We start from the raw sequence: 19,658 nt of genomic DNA on the forward strand, positions 1-19,658 counted from the left end.
TGCGGAAATCCCGCCCCCTGACGGGGACGGGATTTCCGATTGTGGAGCTAAGGAGAATTGAACTCCTGACCTCTTGCATGCCATGCAAGCGCTCTACCAACTGAGCTATAGCCCCGCTGTTCGCTGTGTTTCCCTGCGCTCCCGCGCTGCGAACAAGAAGAACTTTAGCCTGTGACCAGCCGGAAAGTGAAATCCGGGCCCCACCGCCCCCGGGGGCGGCCGGCGACGGCCGGATCAGGTGTCGTCGCCGAGCACCGGTTCGGGCAGCGTGCCGGCGTTGTGTTCCAGCAGCCGCCAGCCGCGGGCGCCCTCGCCGAGCACGGACCAGCAGCAGTTGGTCAGCCCGCCGAGCCCCTCCCAGTGGTGCGCCTCCAGGCCCAGCAGCCGGCCGATGGTGGTCCGGATGGTGCCACCGTGGCTGACGACGACCAGCGTGCCGTCCTCCGGCAGCTTTCCGGCGTGTCCGAGGACCACGGGCGCGGCCCGGTCCGCGACCTCGGTCTCCAGCTCGCCGCCACCGCGCCGCACGGGCTCCCCGCGCTTCCAGGCGGCGTACTGCTCGCCGTAGCGCTCCACGATCTCCTCGTGGGTCAGGCCCTGCCAGGCGCCCGCGTAGGTCTCCCGCAGACCCGCGTCGTGCACCACGTCGAGCCCGGTGATCGCGGCGAGCTCGGCGGCCGTGGCCGCCGCCCGCCGCAGGTCGGAGGCCACGATCGCGTCCGGCTTCAGCGAGGCGAGCAGCCGGGCGGCCCGGGCGGCCTGCGCGACGCCGGTCTCGGTCAGCTCGATGTCCGTGGAGCCCTGGAAGCGGCGTTCCAGATTCCATGCCGTCTGGCCGTGGCGCCAGAGGACGATCCTGCGGCCCCTGCCGCTCCTGCTGCCGTTCAGCTCTGCTCACCTTCCGTACCGCCGTTGAGCTGCGCGTGCTCGGCGGCCTTGCCGCGGGTCTTCACCGCGTCCTCGGGCAGGTCGAGCTCGGGGCAGTCCTTCCACAGGCGCTCCAGCGCGTAGAAGACGCGCTCCTCGCTGTGCTGGACGTGGATGACGATGTCGACGTAGTCGAGGAGGATCCACCGGGCGTCGCGGTCGCCCTCGCGGCGGACCGGCTTGGCCCCGAGCTCCTTCTGGAGCCGCTCCTCGATCTCGTCGACGATCGACTTGACCTGGCGGTCGTTGGGGGCCGAGGCCAGCAGGAAGGCGTCGGTGATCGACAGCACGTCGCTGACGTCGTAGGCGATGATGTCGTGCGCGAGCCGGTCGGCGGCCGCCTGGGCGGCGGCGTTGATGAGCTCGATGGAGCGGTCAGTGGCGGTCACAAGCAGGCTTTCGTCGTCGGTCGGATAGACCTCTAGGGTCTCACGGGGAACCGCCCGTCCACGCAGCCATATTCCGCGGGCCGCGCGGGAGGCCCGGGCCGCACCGCCCGGACCTCCCGCGACCGCTCCGCGGCTACTCGGGCTTGTAGTCCTGGCCGAGGAGGACGGAGACGTCCGCGTTCCCGGCCGGCTTGCCCTTCTTGACCGTGCTGGTCGGCAGTCCGAGGGTCTTGGCGACCTGGGTCGCCTTCTCCTTGTCGGCCGCCTCGGCGTAGACCACCTGCGAGGAGGAGGCCGCGTCGGCCTTCCCGCTGTTGACGAAGGCGAAACCGCCGTTGACCAGCTTGCCCCGGGCGGACTCGGTGGAGCCGGTGTCGCCGGTGGCGTTCTTGATCCCGACCCGGATCACCCCGTCCGCCGACGGGGCCTTCACCCTGCCGCCGAGGATGTCCTTGACCACGCTCTCGGTGGCCGCGTCGGTGAGGGTGCCGTCGTCCTGCACGGGCAGCAGCGCCGTCTTGTAGTCGCCGATCTTGGCGTGCTCGGCGAGCTTCGCCAGCGAGGCTCCGAGGTCCTTCTCCGGCAGCGACGGGTCGAGGATCTGCGCCAGCGTCTGGACGGTGACCGTGGCCGCCTGCGGGTCGTCGGACATCTTGCGCAGCACCCCACGCATGACCTGCCCGAACCGCATCAGCTGCTTGGCCTCGGCCTCGCCCGGTCCCCGGTACGTGGCGTACGCGACGGCCATCTGGCCGCTGAGGGTCTGCGCCTCGCCCTTCTTCACCAGATCGCCGGAGCCCTTCTTGGCGCCCGGCACCGCGGTGTCGGTGTCGACCTCGATGTTGCCGACGAGGTCGACCAGGTTCTCCAGGTACGGAGTGTCGAGCCGCCAGGTCCCGCTGATGTCGGTGCCGAGCAGGGTGTCCAGGGAGTCGCGGGTCCCGGACGTGCCGTCGTCCTCGACCGACTTGCCGAGCGTGGTGGTGGTGCCGTCCTCGTTCGAGACGGCGAGGGAGTTGGGGAGCAGGACCGTGGTGCCCTGCTTGGTGGTGACGTTGTCGACCAGCAGGGCGGTGGACGTGGCGCCGGTCTTGGTGTTGTGGAGGTGGACCACGATGACGTCGCGGCGCTGCGGACCGGTCGTCGCGGTGTTCTCCTTCCCGTCGCCGCCGGACAGGCCGGGGATCTTGTCGGCCGACCAGAGGTAGCCGACGCCGCCGAGCACGACCAGGACGCCGACGACGAGCAGCGCGACGATCCGGTTGCGGCCCCGGCGGCGCGCCTCCTCGCGGCGCTCGCTGCGGCTCTCGGTGAACTTGAGCCAGTCGATGACGTCCTCGGAGTCCTCGTCGGGCTCCTCGATGAAGGCGAACTGCTCGGTGCGGTAGTCGTCGCCACCACGGCGCTGCCCGGGCACGGCCGCCTCCGGCCCCGGACGCGGCCCGGGCTCCCGGTCCGGGGCGGGCGTGGGCGCCGGGGCGGGGGCGGGAGTCGCGGCCTGCTGCGGGATGCTCCACTGCTGCGTCGTGTCGACCGCGGCGGGCTGCTGCCCGGTGTCGTGGACGGGCTGCTGCTGCCCGGTGTCATAGCCGTACCGGTCGTAGCCGTAGTCCTGCTGCGGGGCCGGCTGTGGCCCGGCCGCGTAGGGGTCGAACGGCTGCGGCGGCGCCGGGGGCTGCTGGGCGTACGGGTCGTAGCCGTATCCCTGTCCGCCGTACGGGTCCGGCTGCTGCGGCTGCTGCGCGTACGGGTCGTACGTCTGCTGCTCCGGCTGCTGCTGGTACACCGGCTGCCCGTACTCGTCGTAGCCGATGATCTGCGGCTGCTGGTAGTACGGGTCGTACGGGTTCTGTCGGTCGTTCACCGGTGCCCCTTTCCGTGGCTCACTCGCCGCGGTACAGCTGGCGCTTGTCGATGTAGCGGACCACGCCGTCGGGCACGAGGTACCAGACCGGTTCGCCCTGGGCGACCCTCGCACGGCAGTCCGTCGAGGAGATCGCGAGCGCGGGGACCTCCACCAGGGAGACGCCCCCCTTCGGCAGCCCGTCGTCCGTGAGCACATGGCCCGGCCGGGTCACGCCGATGAAGTGGGAGAGCGAGAACAGTTCCTCGGCGTCGCGCCAGGTGAGGATCTGGGCGAGCGCGTCGGCACCGGTGATGAAGAAGAGGTCCGCGTCCTCGTGTGCCTCGCGCAGGTCCCGCAGGGTGTCGATCGTGTACGTGGGGCCCTTGCGGTCGATGTCGCTGCGACTGACCGAGAACTGCGGGTTGGACGCCGTCGCGATGACCGTCATCAGATAACGGTCCTCCGCCGGGGACACGTGCTTGTGGCTCTTCTGCCACGGCTGCCCGGTCGGTACGAAGATCACCTCGTCGAGGTGGAACTGGGCGGCCACTTCACTGGCCGCCACCAGGTGTCCATGATGAATCGGGTCAAACGTCCCGCCCATCACGCCGAGTCGGCGTTTTTCGCGGCCGGTAGGCACTTCCTGCTCTCCCATGCGTGCAGAGCCTACTGGCACAGCTGTACGCCTCGGCCTCAGCGGTCGCGGTTGAAGCGCGTGGTGATCCACAGAAGGAGGAGAAGCACGACAAAGGCACCGCCACCGGTGAGGTAGGGGCTGAGGCTTTCGTGATTGCCGCCGTGCTCGCCCTCGGCGGCGACGGTGACCAGCTGGTGTGCGGTGCTCGTGAGGCTCATCTTCGGCAGGACCTATCGATCGGGAGTCGGGGGAAGACGTCGCGGACATCGTATGCGGGTGCCCCGGGCACGCTCGCGCCGACTCAGTCTTTGTTGTCGTCGTTGCGGTATCCGCGGAGCAGGAACCAGGCCAGCAGGGCGGCTCCCAGGAGGGAGGCGACCAGCACGATGCGGATCGTGTTGCCCGGCCCCTGGTCCCCGGACGCGGCGGCGAACAGAGCAACGGTTTGCGGCATGTCGGGCGTCTCCTCAGTTATCCACAGCCCCCCGCACACCGTAGCCCCAGCACCTAGGCTGGGCTGCGTCAGGGGGCGAGCGACGTCTCGTACGAACACAGGGGGCCCATGTCATGACGAGCAGCCACGAGAGCCAGGACCGCGTGCCGAGCAGGCAGCGCAAGCGTTTCCCGGGGATCTCCTCCCGGGCCTACGAGCACCCCGCGGACCGCTCCGCACTGGTCGCGCTGCGCAAGCTGAGCGGCTTCGACACCGTCTTCAAGGCGCTGAGCGGACTGCTGCCGGAGCGCAGCCTGCGCCTCCTCTTCCTGTCGGACTCCGTCCGGGTGAGCGACGCACAGTTCGCGCACCTCAACGACATGCTCCGGGACGCCTGTTACATCCTGGACCTGGAGAAGGTCCCGCCGATGTACGTCAACCAGGACCCGCGGCCGAACGCCATGTGCATCGGGCTGGACGAGCCGATCATCGTGGTGACCACGGGCCTGGTGGAGCTGCTGGACGAGGAGGAGATGCGGGCGGTCATCGGCCACGAGGTCGGACACGCCCTGTCGGGCCACGCGGTGTACCGCACGATCCTCCTCTTCCTCACCAACCTGGCGCTCAAGGTCGCCTGGATCCCGCTGGGCAACGTCGCGATCATGGCGATCGTGACGGCGCTGCGCGAGTGGTTCCGCAAGTCGGAGCTGTCGGCGGACCGGGCCGGGCTCCTGGCCGGCCAGGACATACAGGCGTCGATGCGCGGCCTGATGAAGATCGCCGGCGGCAACCACCTCCACGAGATGAACGTGGACGCGTTCCTCGCCCAGGCCGATGAGTACGAGAAGTCCGGCGACCTGCGCGACTCGGTGCTCAAGATCCTCAACGTGCTGCCCCGTTCGCACCCGTTCACCACGGTCCGCGCCGCCGAGCTGAAGAAGTGGTCGGAGACCCGCGACTACCAGCGGATCATGGACGGCCACTACCCGCGCCGGGACGAGGACAAGGACACCTCCGTGACGGACTCGTTCAAGGAGTCCGCCTCGCATTACGCCGATTCGGTGCGCAACAGCAAGGATCCGCTGATGAAGCTCGTCGGCGACATAGCGGGCGGCGCCGGGGACCTGGGCGGCAAACTGCGGGACAAGTTCACCGGCGCGGGCAGCGCCAAGGGCGGTGCTACGGGCGGGTCGTCGGGGACGGAGGGGACTGACGGGACCCAGGGCCCTGAGGGCTCGCGGGGGCCGTCGGCGGAAGGGAGCTGACCTCCAGCGTCCCGCAGAGCGCGGCGACGGGCCGGCCCGCGGCGTACGGGTCGGTGCCCGCCGGTCCCCGCGAGACCGCCCGCTCCCCGGCGAGCAGCGGGCGCAGGGCGCCCGAGGCGTCGGCCGGGCAGGACTGCGGGCCCGCCTGGAGGTAGCTGGTCTGCACCTCCAGCCGGTGCAGCCGCAGGTCCTCCCGGTCGAACCGGAAGCGCATCTCCCGGCGCACGGTGAAGAGGGAGGCGCCGCCCTTCGGCTGCGGGCCCGACACGGCGGGGCGCAGGGCGTACGTGAAAGTGTGGTCCGAGACGACCTCCAGTGCGTCGGAGCCCGTCTGGGTGTAGCGCAGGGTGCCCCGGACCCGGACCTCGGGGTCCGCGGTGACCCGGGCCGGGTCGAAGCGGACGAGCCAGCCGGTCGCGGCGTGCTGCCCGTCGTCGTAGGGCTCGTTGACGCTGTGGTCGAACTGCTCCATCTGGTCCGGGTCGAGAAGCGCCTCCACGGGGCGCACGGCGTTCCCGCTGAGCACGTCGGGGTCGAGCGAGGAGGCGGCCAGGTAGTCCTTGGCGGTGGCCAGGGCGGCGCTCACCTCGCTCTCCGAGAAGTCGGTGGTGTGCCGGGCGGGCGGCGGGTTGATGCCGTCCCGGCCCTTCGGGTAGTGCGCGGCGGGGCTGCTCGCGAAGAGGGCGGCGGGGGTGCCCGCGGGGACCGCCCCGCGCGGGGCGAGGGGGACGAGGGTCATCCGCAGCGGTTCGGGCTTCCGGGCGGCGGCCGGGGTCTCGTAGGGGTGGCTCAGCCCCATGAAGACGGCCGTGCCGAAGGCCAGGGCGATGAGGATCATCAGGGCGAGGGCGATCCGGGAGCCGTTGCGGTAGGCCCGCCCGGGCAGGCTGCGGACGGCGCGGGCGTGCTCCCCCAACCGTTCCTGGGCGGAGAATTCCTGCAGCCGGGCGGCCCGCACGAAGGACTCGTCGAAGACGAGTGAGCCGTAGTCGTCGTCCGGACCGTGCGCGCCGTTCTCCGCCGGGCCGTCGGGTGGATTTCCGCGATGTGCCATGACTTCTCCCGACTCCGTGAGAAGTCCCCTCTTCGGGCGGAGGAGGGGTCATACATTCAGGGTGGGTCGATCACGACGACGGTAAACGCGGTGACGCCCGGCAACCACCGGGGAGTTCCGCCGGACCCGCCGGACGGGGGACCCGGGCAGGCGGGACCGGGCCGGCCGGGGGGCGGGAGTTCAGGGGGTGCGCGGGACGGCGGAGACCATCGGGCGGGAGTAGTCGTCCGCGTCCGAGGGCGCGGAGCCGGGGCCGGGCCCGGGCGCGCTGTCCCCGGTGGAGGCGGGCGGCGGGACCTGGTCCTGCCGGTCCCCCGAGCTGTTGCGGTAGACGGCACTGAAGGCGAGGGCCACCATGCCGATGCCCATCAGGACGGCCAGCAGCCAGGCGACCGGCCGGTGCCAGCGGGCCGCCCCCCGGTACGGGCGGAGCGCGCCGCCGTGGCGTCCGTAGGGCCCGTGCTCGTGGAAGTCGTCCGCGTCCAGCGGGTCGTAGCCGTCCGGGCCGCCGTAGCCGCCCGGACCGTAGCCCTCGTCGTACAGCTCGTCGTCGTAGGGGCCGCCGCGGGCTCCGGCGCGCCGGGCGTCGGCCTCCGCGCGCGCCTCGGCCGCGGCCAACAGCCGCTCGACGGCGGTCGGTTCGTGGAACTCGGCGGCCCGTACGAAGTCCTCGTCGAACACCACGGAGGCGAAGTCCTCGTCCGCGCCCCCGCGGTCGTCGTCGGGCTCCCAGCCGTTGGGATACGGCCTGCCCCCCGCGTCGTCCGCCACGGTTTCAGACTAGCCCCGGCGGACCGCTTTGGGCAGGGAGACGGCGCATTCGCCTGTCACCGGGTCACCGCACGTGGCCGTCGCCGGTGACGATGTACTTGGTCGACGTCAGTTCCGGCAGGCCCATGGGGCCCCTGGCGTGCAGCTTCTGCGTGGAGATGCCGATCTCGGCGCCGAAACCGAACTGGCCTCCGTCGGTGAACCGGGTCGAGGCGTTGACGGCCACCGTCGTGGAGTCCACCAGCTGGGTGAAGCGGCGGGCGGCGGCCTGCGAGGTGGTCACGATGGCCTCGGTGTGGCCGGAGGACCAGAGCCGGATGTGCGCCACGGCCGCGTCCAGCGACTCCACGACGGCCGCCGCGATGTCGTACGAGAGGTATTCGGTCTCCCAGTCCTCCGGGGTCGCCGCCACCACCGTGGCCTTGGAGCCCTCGGCGTACTCCAGCACCCGTTCGTCGCCGTGCACGGTCACCCCGGCCTCGGCCAGGGCGTCCAGGGCGCGCGGCAGGAAGGCGTCGGCGATGTCCTTGTGGACGAGCAGGGTCTCGGCGGCGTTGCAGACGCTGGGGCGCTGGGCCTTGGAGTTGACCAGGATCTCCACGGCCATGTCCAGGTCGGTCCGCGCGTCCACGTACACATGGCAGTTGCCGGTGCCGGTCTCGATGACGGGGACGGTGGACTCCTCGACCACCGTGCGGATCAGCGAGGCGCCGCCGCGCGGGATGAGCACGTCCACGAGGCCCCGGGCGCGCATCAGCTCGCGCACCGAGTCACGGTTCTCGCCCGGGACCAGCTGCACCGCGTCGGCCGGCAGCCCGGAGCCGCCCACGGCATCGCGCAGCACCCGCACCAGGGCGGTGTTCGACGCGAAGGCGGAGGACGAGCCGCGCAGTAGGACGGCGTTGCCCGACTTCAGGCAGAGGGCGGCGGCGTCCACGGTCACGTTCGGCCGGGCCTCGTAGATGATCCCGACGACGCCGAGCGGCACCCGGACCTGGCGCAGGTCGATGCCGTTGGGCAGGGTCGAGCCGCGGACGACCTCGCCGACCGGGTCGGGCAGGGCGGCGACGTGCCGTACGTCGGCGGCGATGGCGCGGATGCGCTCCGGGGTGAGGGTCAGCCGGTCCACGACGGATTCGCTGGTCCCCGCCTCACGGGCGCGCGCCACGTCCTCCGCGTTCGCTTCGAGGATGTCGCTCGTCCGTACTTCCAGCGCGTCGGCGATGGCCAGGAGCGCGTCGTCCTTCGCCGCGCGCGGAAGTGGCGCGATGTCGGCGGCGGCGGAGCGGGCCCGGTAGGCGGCCTGGGCCACGGGAGACATGTTGTCGTACGGCGAGAGCGTGGTCATGCCCGCAGAGTAGTGCGCGCCCCGCGGGCATTCCGCACGCATCCCGTGATGCGAGACGGCCGTTTCACCGGAGGCGGCCGGTCAGTACGGGTGGACGCCGACCGGCGCGGCGGGCGGCGGCCCGTATCCCTCGGCGACGCGCTGGTGGTAGGTCTCGCGGTCGATGACCTCGAGGCCGACGATCGCCCAGGGCGGCAGGCCCGCGGTGGAGCGGTGCTCGCCCCACAGCCGCAGGGCGACCGCCGCCGCGTCGTGCAGGTCGCGGGCCTCCTCCCAGTACCGGATCTCCGCGTGGTCGTTGGCGTAACGGCTGGTCAGCAGGAACGGGTGGTCGTGCGCGAGCTGTTCGAGACCGCGCCTGACCTCCTTCAGCGGGAACTCGTTCCCGGAGACGCAGAGGGTGACGTGCCACAGCTTCGACGGGGTGTGCTCCTGGCCGGCCGGGCTCGGCTCCGGCCGGCCGGAGCGCTCGTCCCTCCGGTCCGCGGGCCCGCTCCCGTCGAAGCCGGTCCCCGCTCCCACACTGGTCAGGGTGCGGCCACCCATTCCTCGGGGCGGCGCCCCCGGGCGCGCTCGTCTCACCGGCGGCCTCCTGTGATGTGTTGCTTTTGCTGTACCCCGCAGTTTCCCTGCTACAAAGTGGACCAGCCCGCGGCCCGGCGTGGGGCGGTTTTCGTGAAGGTCCCGGTCGGAAGGCTGGACTTTCAGCCGTTTCGGGGGGCGTCAGCCGTGCAGGAGGACGAGATCGTCCCTGTGTACGACCTCGCGTTCGTAGGCGGGGCCGAGGTCCCGGGCGAGGTCGCGGGTGGAGCGACCGAGGAGCTGCGGCATCTCCTTGGCATCGAAGTTGACGAGGCCGCGCGCCACGGGCCGCCCCCGCAGATCGCGCAGCTCCACCGGGTCGCCCGCGGTGAATTCGCCCTCGACCGCCGCGATCCCGGCCGGCAGCAGCGAGCTGTGGCGCTCCACGACCGCCTGCACCGCGCCGTCGTCCAGGGTCAGCGAGCCGCGCGGGGTCGAGGCGTGGGCGAGCCAGAGGAGCCGGTCGGCGGATCGGCGGCCGGTGCGGTGGAAGTAGGTGCCGGTGTCGCGGCCGGCGAGGGCGTCGGCGGCGTGGCTCGCGGAGGTGAGGACGACGGGGATGCCGGCGGCGGTGGCGATCCGGGCGGCCTCGACCTTGGTGACCATGCCGCCGGTGCCGACGCCCGCCTTGCCCGCGCTGCCGATGCTGACCCCGGCCAGGTCGGCGGGGCCGGTGACCTGGGCGATGCGGGTGGTGCCGGGGATGCTCGGGTCGCCGTCGTAGAGGCCGTCCACGTCGGACAGGAGGACCAGCAGGTCGGCGCGGACCAGGTGGGCGACGAGGGCGGCGAGCCGGTCGTTGTCGCCGAACCGGATCTCGTCCGTGGCAACGGTGTCGTTCTCGTTGACGACGGGCAGCGCGCCCATGTCCAGGAGCTGGTCGAGGGTGCGGTAGGCGTTGCGGTAGTGGGCGCGGCGGCTGGTGTCGTTGCTGGTCAGCAGGACCTGGCCGACGCGGACGCCGTAGCGGGCGAAGGAGGCGGTGTAGCGGGCGACGAGGAGTCCCTGGCCGACGCTGGCGGCGGCCTGCTGGCGGGCCAGGTCCTTGGGCCTGCGGTGCAGTCCGAGCGGGGCGAGTCCGGCCGCGATGGCGCCGGAGGAGACGAGGACGACCTCGCGTTCGCCGCCGTCGCGCACCTTGGCCAGCACGTCGACCAGGGCGTCGACGCGGTCGGCGTCGAGGCCGCCGGCGGCGGTGGTGAGGGAGGAGGAACCGACCTTGACCACGATCCTGCGGGCTTCCGTCACGCCCTGCCTTGCCCCTGACACCCGGTCCCCCGCATTCGCTCGCTGGACCCCGCAATCTACGCGAGAGCGGAATCCGGCGCCTTCGCGTTCCGCACCGTGGAAACCTTTTCGTCGCCTTATGTCCCGTTCCGTGTCTGTTCGGTCTCCGGACTCGTTGGGCAGAGACACCGGGGCCGGCAGGAGGCCCCGCGGAGTCGAACAGGATGTGATCGCATGCGCCGGCTCTCCGTTCCCGGGGCCTGGGTCCACGAACCCACGGTCTTCCCGGACGGCCGAGGCAGCTTCCACGAGTGGTTCCGGGCGGCGGACCTGGGAGCCGCGGCCGGGCACACACTGGGGCTCGCGCAGGCCAACTTCTCCAGCTCCCGGCGGGGCACGCTGCGCGGGATCCACTTCGCGGACGTGCCGCCGGGCCAGGCGAAGTACGTGAAGTGCGTGCGGGGCGCGGTGCTGGACGTGATCGTGGACGTCCGCACCGGCTCGCCCACGTACAAGCGGTGGGAGGCGGTCCGGCTGGACGACACGGACCACCGGGCGGTCTACCTCGCGGAGGGGCTCGGGCACGGGTTCATGGCGCTGACCGACGACGCGTGCGTGCTGTACCTCTGCTCCGAGGGCTACGCGCCGGAGCGGGAGCACGGCGTCGACCCGCTCGATGCGGACCTGGGCATCGAGTGGCCGTCGGACATCGCGCCGCTGCTCTCCCCGAAGGACGCCTCGGCCCCCAAGCTCGCCGAGGCCGAGGAGCGCGGGCTGCTGCCCTCGTACGCGGCGTGCGAGGCGTACTACGCGCGGCTGCGGGCGGACGGTCCGGCGCTGCCGGGCGTCCGGTCCGGCGAGCCGTCGTTCAGCCCGGCCGGCCGCTGACCGGGGCGTTCGGCGGCCAGGAGCGCGGGGAAGGCCGCGTGCAGCGCCGCGCGCCAGTCGCGGACGGGGTCGATGCCGGCGGCCCGGAAGCGGTCGTGCGCGAGGACGCTGTACGCGGGCCGGGGGGCCGGCCTGGCGAAGGCGGCGCTGCTGACCGGACGGACGCGGTCCGGGTCGGCGCCCAGCAGCCGGAACACCTCCCGGGCCAGGCCGTACCAGGTCGTCGCCCCGCCGCTGGTGCCGTGGTAGACGCCCGCCGGGGCGGTGCCGTCGAGCGCAGCGCGGCCCAGCACGACCAGCCGGGAGGCGAGGTCCACGGTCCAGGTGGGCTGTCCGTGCTGGTCGTCCACCACGTCGAGGGTGTCCTTGACGGCTTCCAGCTTGATCATCGTACGGACGAAGTTGGCGCCGCCCGCGCCGTAGAGCCAGGCCGTCCGCACGACGTGGCCCGTGTCCGGCAGGGTCTCCAGGACCGCGCGCTCCCCGGCCAGTTTGGTGCGGCCGTACGCGCTGCGCGGGGCGGTCGGCGCGTCCTCCGGGTACGGCCGGTCCGCGTCGCCCGCGAACACGTAGTCGGTGGAGACGTGCAGCAGGACGCTCCCGTGGGCGCGGCAGGCGTCGGCGAGGACGGCGGGCCCGGTGCCGTTGACGCGGAGCGCGTCGGCCTCCCGGCCCTCCGCGTCGTCGACGGCGGTCCAGGCGGCGCAGTTCACGACGACGGCGGGCCGCTGGGTGTCGAAGACGGCCCGGACCCGGGCCGGGTCGGCGATGTCCAGGGCCGCGCGGTCCGCCGCGACGACGGTGGCGCCCTCGCGGGCCAGAGCGGTCGTCAGGTCCCGGCCGAGCATCCCGCCGGCCCCGGTGACCAGCCAGCGCGGCCTCACAGGGCGGCCCGTTCCTTGAGCGGTTCCCACCAGGAGCGGTTCTCGCGGTACCAGCGGACGGTCTCGGCGAGGCCGGTCCCGAAGTCCTTGCGGGGCGCGTACCCCAACTCCTCGCGGATCTTGGTGCAGTCGACGGAGTAGCGCCGGTCGTGGCCCTTGCGGTCCTCGACGTGGATCACGTCGGTGTCCCAGTCGGCGTCGCACGCCTCCAGGAGCAGCCGGGTGAGCTCCTTGTTGGAGAGTTCGGTGCCCCCGCCGATGTTGTAGACCTCGCCGGGACGGCCCTTGGTGCGGACGAGTTCGATCCCCCGGACGTGGTCGTCGATGTGCAGCCAGTCGCGGACGTGGGCGCCGTCGCCGTACAGCGGGACGGGCCTGCCCTCCAGGAGGTTGGTGACGAAGAGCGGGATCACCTTCTCGGGGAAGTGGTGGTGCCCGTAGTTGTTGGAGCAGCGGGTGACTCGGACGTCGAGGCCGTGGGTGCGGTGGTACGCCAGCGCGATGAGGTCGGCGGACGCCTTGGAGGCGGAGTACGGGGAGTTGGGCGCGAGGGGTTCGTCCTCGGTCCAGGAGCCCTCCTCGATGGAGCCGTAGACCTCGTCGGTGGAGACGTGGACGAAGGTGCCCACGCCCGCCTCGTACGCGGCGTGGACCAGGGTGTGGGTGCCCATGACGTTCGTACGGACGAAGGCGGCGCCGCCTTCGATGGACCGGTCGACGTGGGACTCGGCGGCGAAGTGCACCACCTGGTCGTGCCCGGCCATGAGCCGCGCGACCAGCTCCGGGTCGCAGATGTCGCCGTGCACGAAGGCGAAGCCCGGATGGCCCCGGACCTCGTCCAGGTTGGCCGGGTTGCCCGCGTAGGTGAGGGCGTCGAGCACGGTGACGGAGACGTCGCCGGGGCCGTCCGGGCCGAGCAGCGTACGGACGTAGTGGGAGCCGATGAAGCCGGCGCCTCCGGTGACGAGGATGCGCGTACCGGTCATGAGGAGATCTGCACCTTGCTGTGGTCGCCGAGGACGAGTCGGTGGGCGGACGGGCTGCGGGGCGCGGGCGTCACCTCGACGTCGTGGCCGATCAGCGACGCCTCCACGCGCCTCACCCCGTCGATGGAGGCGCCCCCGAGGACGATGGAGTACTCGATCTCGCTGTCCTCGATGCGGCAGTTCTGGGCGACCGAGGTGAACGGTCCGACATAGGCGTCGCTGATCACCGACCCGGTCCCGATCACGGCGGGCCCGACGATCCGGCTGCGGGTGACCCGGGCACCCGGTTCGATCAGCACCCGGCCGATGATCTCGCTCTCGCCGTCGACGTAGGCGCCGTCGGTGCACGGATCGACGCTCTCCAGGACCGTCCGGTTGACCTCCAGCATGTCGGTGACGTTGCCGGTGTCCTTCCAGTAGCCGTGGATGACGGTGGAGCGCACGTCGCGTTCGCGGTCGATGAGCCACTGGATGGCGTGGGTGATCTCCAGCTCGCCGCGCCAGGAGGGACGGATCGAGCGGACGGCCTCGTGGACGGCCGGGGTGAAGAGGTAGACGCCGACGAGCGCGAGGTCGCTCTTCGGGTGCTCGGGCTTCTCCTCCAGCGCCACCACCCTGCCGTCCCCGTCCAGCTCCGCGACGCCGAACGAGGTCGGGTCGGGCACCCGGGTCAGCAGGATCTGCGCGTCGGGCCGGTCCGCGCGGAACTCCTCGACCAGGTCCGCGATCCCGCCGACGATGAAGTTGTCCCCCAGGTACATCACGAAGTCGTCGTTGCCCAGGAAGCGCTGGGCGACCAGGACCGCGTGGGCGAGGCCGAGGGGTTCGGCCTGCGGGATGTAGGTGACATCGATGCCGAAGCGCGAACCGTCACCGACCGCCGCGCGGATCTCCTCCTCGGTGTCGCCCACGATGATGCCGACCTCGGTGATGCCCGCCTCCGCGATGGCCTCCAGGCCGTAGAAGAGCACCGGCTTGTTCGCCACCGGCACCAGTTGTTTCGCCGAGGTATGGGTGATGGGACGCAGCCGGGTGCCGGCCCCACCGGAGAGTACGAGAGCCTTCACAGTTCCTGCCCCCACGATGAGATGTGACGGCGGCCGCCGGGGCCGCTACCTAGGGCGTGTTTCGAAAGTCCCGCCTGCCGGGCGACGCCTGGCACGCACTCTCGCCGCACCGGCCGAGATCCCAAGTACGTCCAGTACGAGGGATTTCGGCCGGCACGCCGAGAGCACGCACCAGACGCCGCCCGGCCCGCCCTGCGGGCGGACGGCGCTACTTTCGAAACACGCCCTAGGGGACCTTACTGAGCTTCCCTCGCATCTTCCGCGACAAAACGGCCATTAACGCTATCTCAGAGGTAAAAGTGACGGTCTCCGGCAACCCGGACCGCCGCGCCGTACGCGAAGGGCCCGGCACCGCCCCGTGGAGCGGTGCCGGGCCCTTCGTACGGCCGTGCTTACGGGTGGCGCAGGCGCCAGCCCTGCCAGGCCGACTCGATCATCTCGTCCACGCCGTACCGCGCCGACCAGCCGAGCTCCCGGCCGATGCGCTCGGCGGAGGCGACCACGCGGGCCGGGTCGCCGGGGCGGCGGGCCGAGACCTCGGCGGTGGCGGCCTCGTTGCCCGTGACCTTGAGGATGCGGTCGACCATCTCGCGCACCGAGCTGCCCTCGCCGCGGCCGATGTTCAGCGTGAGGTCCGTACCGGGCTCGGCGTCCTCCAGCCGGCGGGCGGCGGCGAGGTGGGCGGAGGCGATGTCCTCGACGTGGATGTAGTCGCGGATGCAGGTGCCGTCGGGCGTGTCGTAGTCGTCACCGAAGATGCGCGGGGCCTCGCCGGCCTCCAGGCGCTCGAAGACCATCGGGACGAGGTTGAAGACGCCCTCGTCGGCCAGCTCCGGCGAGGCGGCGCCCGCCACGTTGAAGTAGCGCATCGAGGCGGCGCGCAGCCCGTGGGCCTTGGCGGCGGCGTGGATCAGCCACTCACCGACCAGCTTGGTCTCGCCGTACGGGCTCATCGGCGCGCACGGCGTCGTCTCGGTGACGAGGTCGACGTCGGGCATGCCGTAGACGGCGGCCGACGAGGAGAACACCAGCCGGTCGACGCCCGCGGCGACCATGCTCTCCAGCAGGACCTCCAGGCCGGTGACGTTCTCCTTGTAGTAATACAGGGGCCGCTCGACGGACTCGCCGACCTGCTTCTTGCCCGCGACGTGGACCACACCGGTCACCCCGTGCTCGCGGATCGCCGCGTCCAGGGCCCCGCGGTCGAGGACCGTGCCGGTCACCAGGGGCACGCCCGCGGGCACCTTGTCGGCGCTGCCGGTCGACAGGTCGTCGAACACGACCACCCGCTGACCACCGGCGAGCATCGCGCGCACCACGTGGGCGCCGATGAACCCCGCACCACCCGTAACCATCCAGGTCATGTCCGTGCTTCTCCTGTCAGCTGGCTGTGCCGTCGGCGTCCCACCCTACGCGGAAGGCCCCCGGCACCCCCCGGGGGCGGCCGGGACGATCAATTACGCTGTCCGGGTGCCGGACGCCGACCACTGTCGCACGGTCCGACCGCGCCCCTCGTAAGGTCCCTGCGGACAGCCCTCTGGAACTGGTGGACGATGCCTCGACTGACACTCATCGTGCCTGCGTACAACGTGCAGGGGTACATCGGGGAGTGTCTGGACTCCGTGCTCGGGCAGGACTTCACCGACTTCGAGGTCATCGGCGTCGACGACTGCTCCCCGGACGGTTCCGGTGCGATCCTCGACACATACGCGGCCCGCGACGACCGGCTGCGTGTGCTGCACCTCACGGAGAACGTCGGCCTGGGCCGTGCCCGCAACGCGGGACTCGAAGAGGCGACCGGTGACTACGTCCTCTTCCTGGACAGCGACGACACCCTGGCACCGGGTTCGCTGTCGGCCATCGCGGCCCGGCTCGACGCGACCGGCGATCCGGACATCCTGGTCTACGACTACACCCGGACCTACTGGGACGGCCGGCTGCTGCGCAACAAGCGCTCCGACCTGATGACGGAAGACGGCCCGGACGTCTTCTCGCTCGCCGAGCGCCCGCAGCTCCTGGACCTGCTCCAGATCGTGTGGAACAAGGCGTACCGCCGCGACTTCGTCACCCGGCACGGCTTCCAGTTCCCGCCCGGCTATTACGAGGACGCGCCGTGGACGTACGGCTCGCTCATCGCGGCGGAGCGCATCGCGGTGCTCGACCGCTCCTGCGTGATGTACCGGCAGCGGCGTGAGGGCGGCAACATCCTGCGCACGGTCAGCCGGAAGCACTTCGACGTCTTCGACCAGTACGACCGGGTGTTCGCGTTCCTGGACGAGCGGCCGGAGCTGGACTCCTGGCGCCCGGCGCTGTTCCGGAAGATGGTCGACCACTTCCTCACCGTGCTGGAGAAGCCGGGCCGGCTGCCGCGCAACGCCCGCGCCGAGTTCTTCCACCGGGCCGCGAAGGACTACCGCGCGCGGCTCCCGGAGGGCTTCGAGCGGCCGCCGGGCGGACGCGGTTACAAGTACGCGCTGCTCGGCGTCGACTCGTACTCCGCGTTCTTCGGCCTGACCCGCGCCAACAACGTCCGCCACCGGGCACGGCTGGGCGGTCAGGCCCGCATCGGCCGGGCCAAGCGGGCGGCCCTCGGCATGTTCTACCGGTCCCAGCTGCGGCTGCCGGTGGACGAGAACCTGGCCGTGTTCTCGGCGTACTGGGGCCGGGGCTACTCCTGCAACCCCGCGGCCATCGAGGCCGAGCTGGGGCGGCTCGCACCGCAGATCCGCCGGGTCTGGGCGGTGCGAGCCGAGCACCGCGACCGGGTGCCCAAGGGCGTCGAGAAGGTGATCGTCGGCTCACGCGAGTACTGGGCGGTCATGGCACGCGCCAAGTACCTGACGAACAACGTCAACTTCGGCGACACCATCGTCAAGCGCGAGGGGCAGATCCACCTCCAGACCCACCACGGCACCCCGCTGAAGACGATGGGCCTCGACCAGGCTCAGTACCCGGCGTCCACCAACATGGACATGGAGAAGCTGCTCCGCCGCTGCGACCGCTGGGACTTCAGCCTGTCGTCCAACCGGTTCTCCACCACCGTCTGGGAGCGCGTCTACCCCTGCCGGTACACCACCCTGGAGACCGGCTACCCGCGCAACGACGTGCTGGTCAACGCGACCGCCGCGGACGTCGTGGCGGCCCGGCGGGAGCTCGGCCTCGCGGACGGCACGACCGCCTTCCTCTACATGCCGACCCACCGCGAGTACGAGAAGGGGTTCGCGCCCCGGCTCGACCTGTCGAAGCTGGCCGAGGACCTGGGCCCGGACGTCACCCTGCTGGTGCGCGGGCACTACTTCTACAAGCCCACCGGCCGGCTCGCCGAGCTCCAGGCCGGCGGCCGGATCATCGACGTCTCCGGCCACGGCAACGTCGAGCAGCTCTACCTCGCCGCCGACGCCCTGATCACCGACTACTCCTCGGCAATGTTCGACTTCGCCAACCTCGACCGGCCGATCGTCATCCACGCGGACGACTGGGACACCTACCGGGTCGTGCGCGGCACCTACTTCGACCTGATGGCCGAGCCCCCGGGCGCCGTCGCGACGACCCAGGAGCGGCTGACCGAGATCCTGGGCTCGAAGGAGTGGCGCGACGAGAAGGCGGCGGCACTGCGCGCGGCGTTCCGGGAGCGCTACTGCGACTACGACGACGGGCGGGCCGCCGAGCGCGTGGTGCGCAAGGTGTTCCTGGGCGAGGAGACCCTGCTGCCGGTGGTCCCGCTCGCGGAGCGCACCCCCGTCCCCTCCCCCGCCGAGGCCCTGTCCCAGGTCTGAGCGCCCCGTAACGAAACGACCGCGGGCCCGGTCCCTTCCTGCTGACGGAAGGGACCGGGCCCGCGGTCGTTGCCCTGCGGGTGCCTTACGAGAACGGGTCGAAGTCCCGGTACTCCGCGGCGACCTCGTCGCGCTCCGCCTCGCGGTCGCGGCGGCGCTGAGCGGCCGGACGCGGCTCCTCCAGGCGGTGGTCCTCGCCACGGCGGCCGAGCATCTCCGCACCGGCGGTCACGGTCGGCTCCCAGTCGAAGACGACCGCGTTGTCCTCGGCGCCGATCGCCACGCCGTCGCCCGCCCGGGCCCCGGCCTTGCGCAGCTGGTCCTCGACACCGAGCCGGGCGAGCCGGTCCGCGAGGTAGCCGACGGCCTCGTCGTTGTTGAAGTCGGTCTGGCGGACCCAGCGCTCCGGCTTCTCGCCGCGCACCCGGTAGATGCCGTCCTCCTCCAGGGTGACGGTGAACCCGGCGTCGTCCACGGCCTTGGGCCGGATGACGATGCGGGTGGCCTCCTCGACCGGCTTGCTGGCGCGCGCCTCCGCGATGATGCCGGCCAGGGCGAACGACAACTCCTTGAGCCCGGTCCTGGCGACGGCGGACGCCTCGAAGACGCGGTAGCCGCGCGCCTCCAGGTCGGGGCGGATCATGTCCGCGAGGTCCTGGCCGTCCGGGATGTCGATCTTGTTGAGGACGACGATGCGGGGCCGGTCCTCCAGACCGCCGTACAGCTTCAGCTCCTCCTCGATCATGTCGAGGTCGGAGACCGGGTCGCGGTCGGACTCCAGCGTCGCCGTGTCCAGGACGTGGACGAGCACCGAGCAGCGCTCGACGTGGCGCAGGAACTCCAGGCCGAGGCCCTTGCCCTGGCTGGCGCCCGGGATCAGGCCCGGGACGTCGGCGATGGTGTAGACGGTCTCGCCGGCGGTGACCACGCCCAGGTTCGGGACGAGGGTGGTGAAGGGGTAGTCCGCGATCTTCGGCTTCGCGGCCGAGAGGACCGAGATCAGCGAGGACTTGCCGGCGCTCGGGTAGCCCACGAGGGCCACATCGGCGACGGTCTTGAGCTCCAGGACGATGTCGCGGGACTCGCCGGGCTCGCCGAGCAGCGCGAAGCCGGGGGCCTTGCGGCGGGCGGAGGCCAGCGCGGCGTTGCCGAGGCCGCCGCGGCCGCCCTGGCCCGCGACGAAGGCGGTGCCCTGGCCGACGAGGTCGGCGAGCACATTGCCCTGGCGGTCGAGGACGACGGTGCCGTCCGGGACGGGCAGGACCAGGTCCTGGCCCTCCTTGCCGGTGCGGTGGTCGCCGCCGCCGGGCTGGCCGTTGGTGGCCTTGCGGTGGGGGTGGTGGTGGTAGTCGAGGAGCGTGGTGACGGACTGGTCCACGACCAGGGTCACATCGCCGCCGCGGCCGCCGTTGCCGCCGTCCGGACCGCCGAGCGGCTTGAACTTCTCACGGTGAACGGAGGCACAGCCGTGGCCTCCGTTACCCGCGGCGACATGCAGTTCGACGCGGTCCACGAAGGTGGTCATGGGTGGAACCTCCAGTTGCATACCTGCGGAAAGACTTCGCTCGCCCCCATAAG

19 protein-coding genes and 1 tRNA gene are annotated in these 19,658 nt (G+C 71.7%); 3 read left to right on the forward strand and 17 right to left on the reverse strand.

Features of this window, described 5'->3' with window-relative positions:
- Positions 1 to 42: 42 nt before the first annotated feature.
- From AB0L33_RS11485 to AB0L33_RS11515, 7 genes are all read right to left on the reverse strand, one after another.
- A tRNA-Ala gene (locus AB0L33_RS11485) sits at positions 43 to 115 on the reverse strand.
- A 119-nt stretch (positions 116 to 234) separates the two neighbouring features.
- Positions 235 to 888, reverse strand: a complete 654-nt coding sequence (locus AB0L33_RS11490; RefSeq protein ID WP_365680154.1) for a histidine phosphatase family protein — start codon at positions 886 to 888, stop codon at positions 235 to 237.
- Entirely contained in the window at positions 885 to 1,316 is a 432-nt protein-coding gene (gene rsfS / locus AB0L33_RS11495) for a ribosome silencing factor (protein WP_018103223.1), read from the reverse strand. Before rsfS ends, AB0L33_RS11490 begins: the two co-directional genes overlap by 4 nt.
- A 133-nt stretch (positions 1,317 to 1,449) precedes the next feature.
- The gene (locus tag AB0L33_RS11500; RefSeq protein ID WP_365680010.1) at positions 1,450 to 3,180 is read right to left on the reverse strand and encodes an LCP family protein; all 1,731 of its coding nucleotides are present in this window, start codon (positions 3,178 to 3,180) and stop codon (positions 1,450 to 1,452) included.
- Between the two features lie 19 nt (positions 3,181 to 3,199).
- The gene (gene nadD / locus AB0L33_RS11505) at positions 3,200 to 3,817 is read right to left on the reverse strand and encodes a nicotinate-nucleotide adenylyltransferase (protein WP_365680012.1); all 618 of its coding nucleotides are present in this window, start codon (positions 3,815 to 3,817) and stop codon (positions 3,200 to 3,202) included.
- A 38-nt stretch (positions 3,818 to 3,855) separates the two neighbouring features.
- Positions 3,856 to 4,017: a hypothetical protein gene (locus AB0L33_RS11510; RefSeq protein WP_018518201.1), complete on the reverse strand. Its 162-nt coding sequence runs from the start codon at positions 4,015 to 4,017 to the stop codon at positions 3,856 to 3,858.
- Between the two features lie 83 nt (positions 4,018 to 4,100).
- On the reverse strand, positions 4,101 to 4,253 hold the full coding sequence (locus AB0L33_RS11515) for a hypothetical protein (protein WP_365680015.1): 153 nt from the start codon (positions 4,251 to 4,253) through the stop codon (positions 4,101 to 4,103).
- A gap of 113 nt (positions 4,254 to 4,366) precedes the next feature.
- Between AB0L33_RS11515 and AB0L33_RS11520 the strand changes: the two genes are divergently transcribed.
- Complete coding sequence (locus AB0L33_RS11520) at positions 4,367 to 5,497, forward strand: M48 family metallopeptidase (RefSeq protein WP_365680017.1); 1,131 nt, start codon at positions 4,367 to 4,369, stop codon at positions 5,495 to 5,497.
- Here AB0L33_RS11520 and AB0L33_RS11525 read toward each other — a convergent pair.
- The 5 genes from AB0L33_RS11525 to proB form a co-directional block, all read right to left on the reverse strand.
- On the reverse strand, positions 5,412 to 6,551 hold the full coding sequence (locus tag AB0L33_RS11525) for a hypothetical protein (RefSeq protein ID WP_365680019.1): 1,140 nt from the start codon (positions 6,549 to 6,551) through the stop codon (positions 5,412 to 5,414). The two genes, AB0L33_RS11520 and AB0L33_RS11525, sit on opposite strands and share 86 nt — an antisense overlap.
- A gap of 180 nt (positions 6,552 to 6,731) precedes the next feature.
- A complete protein-coding gene (locus AB0L33_RS11530) occupies positions 6,732 to 7,322 on the reverse strand; it encodes a hypothetical protein (RefSeq protein ID WP_365680021.1) in 591 nt (196 codons plus the stop codon).
- A 64-nt stretch (positions 7,323 to 7,386) separates the two neighbouring features.
- Positions 7,387 to 8,670 (reverse strand): glutamate-5-semialdehyde dehydrogenase, encoded by a 1,284-nt coding sequence (locus AB0L33_RS11535; RefSeq protein ID WP_365680023.1) that lies wholly within the window; start codon positions 8,668 to 8,670, stop codon positions 7,387 to 7,389.
- 81 nt (positions 8,671 to 8,751) lie between these two features.
- Positions 8,752 to 9,252, reverse strand: coding sequence for a hypothetical protein (locus AB0L33_RS11540; RefSeq protein ID WP_365680025.1), 501 nt, complete (start codon positions 9,250 to 9,252; stop codon positions 8,752 to 8,754).
- Positions 9,253 to 9,393: 141 nt separating this feature from the next.
- Positions 9,394 to 10,500: a glutamate 5-kinase gene (proB, locus tag AB0L33_RS11545; protein ID WP_365680027.1), complete on the reverse strand. Its 1,107-nt coding sequence runs from the start codon at positions 10,498 to 10,500 to the stop codon at positions 9,394 to 9,396.
- Between the two features lie 213 nt (positions 10,501 to 10,713).
- On the opposite strand from proB, the gene rfbC reads away from it, so the two are divergent.
- Positions 10,714 to 11,367 (forward strand): dTDP-4-dehydrorhamnose 3,5-epimerase, encoded by a 654-nt coding sequence (rfbC, locus tag AB0L33_RS11550; protein ID WP_365680030.1) that lies wholly within the window; start codon positions 10,714 to 10,716, stop codon positions 11,365 to 11,367.
- Here the strand turns inward: rfbC and rfbD are convergent.
- From rfbD to galE, 4 genes are all read right to left on the reverse strand, one after another.
- Complete coding sequence (gene rfbD / locus AB0L33_RS11555; protein WP_365680032.1) at positions 11,286 to 12,251, reverse strand: dTDP-4-dehydrorhamnose reductase; 966 nt, start codon at positions 12,249 to 12,251, stop codon at positions 11,286 to 11,288. The genes rfbC and rfbD overlap by 82 nt on opposite strands.
- The gene (gene rfbB / locus AB0L33_RS11560) at positions 12,248 to 13,237 is read right to left on the reverse strand and encodes a dTDP-glucose 4,6-dehydratase (RefSeq protein ID WP_365680034.1); all 990 of its coding nucleotides are present in this window, start codon (positions 13,235 to 13,237) and stop codon (positions 12,248 to 12,250) included. The genes rfbD and rfbB overlap by 4 nt, the downstream gene beginning before the upstream one ends.
- Entirely contained in the window at positions 13,234 to 14,304 is a 1,071-nt protein-coding gene (locus AB0L33_RS11565) for a glucose-1-phosphate thymidylyltransferase (RefSeq protein ID WP_365680037.1), read from the reverse strand. Before AB0L33_RS11565 ends, rfbB begins: the two co-directional genes overlap by 4 nt.
- Positions 14,305 to 14,696: 392 nt before the next feature.
- Positions 14,697 to 15,668: a UDP-glucose 4-epimerase GalE gene (galE, locus tag AB0L33_RS11570; RefSeq protein WP_365680039.1), complete on the reverse strand. Its 972-nt coding sequence runs from the start codon at positions 15,666 to 15,668 to the stop codon at positions 14,697 to 14,699.
- A gap of 189 nt (positions 15,669 to 15,857) precedes the next feature.
- Here galE and AB0L33_RS11575 point away from each other — a divergent pair, with 189 nt between their 5' ends.
- Positions 15,858 to 18,080 carry a CDP-glycerol glycerophosphotransferase family protein gene (locus AB0L33_RS11575; RefSeq protein WP_365680041.1) on the forward strand — a complete coding sequence of 741 codons (2,223 nt, stop codon included), beginning with the start codon at positions 15,858 to 15,860 and terminating at the stop codon, positions 18,078 to 18,080.
- An 85-nt stretch (positions 18,081 to 18,165) separates the two neighbouring features.
- Here the strand turns inward: AB0L33_RS11575 and obgE are convergent, their stop codons facing one another.
- Positions 18,166 to 19,605, reverse strand: a complete 1,440-nt coding sequence (obgE, locus tag AB0L33_RS11580) for a GTPase ObgE (RefSeq protein WP_365680043.1) — start codon at positions 19,603 to 19,605, stop codon at positions 18,166 to 18,168.
- Positions 19,606 to 19,658: the final 53 nt, after the last annotated feature.

It is taken from the genome of Streptomyces sp. NPDC052299, assembly GCF_040679335.1.
GTDB lineage: Bacteria > Actinomycetota > Actinomycetes > Streptomycetales > Streptomycetaceae > Streptomyces.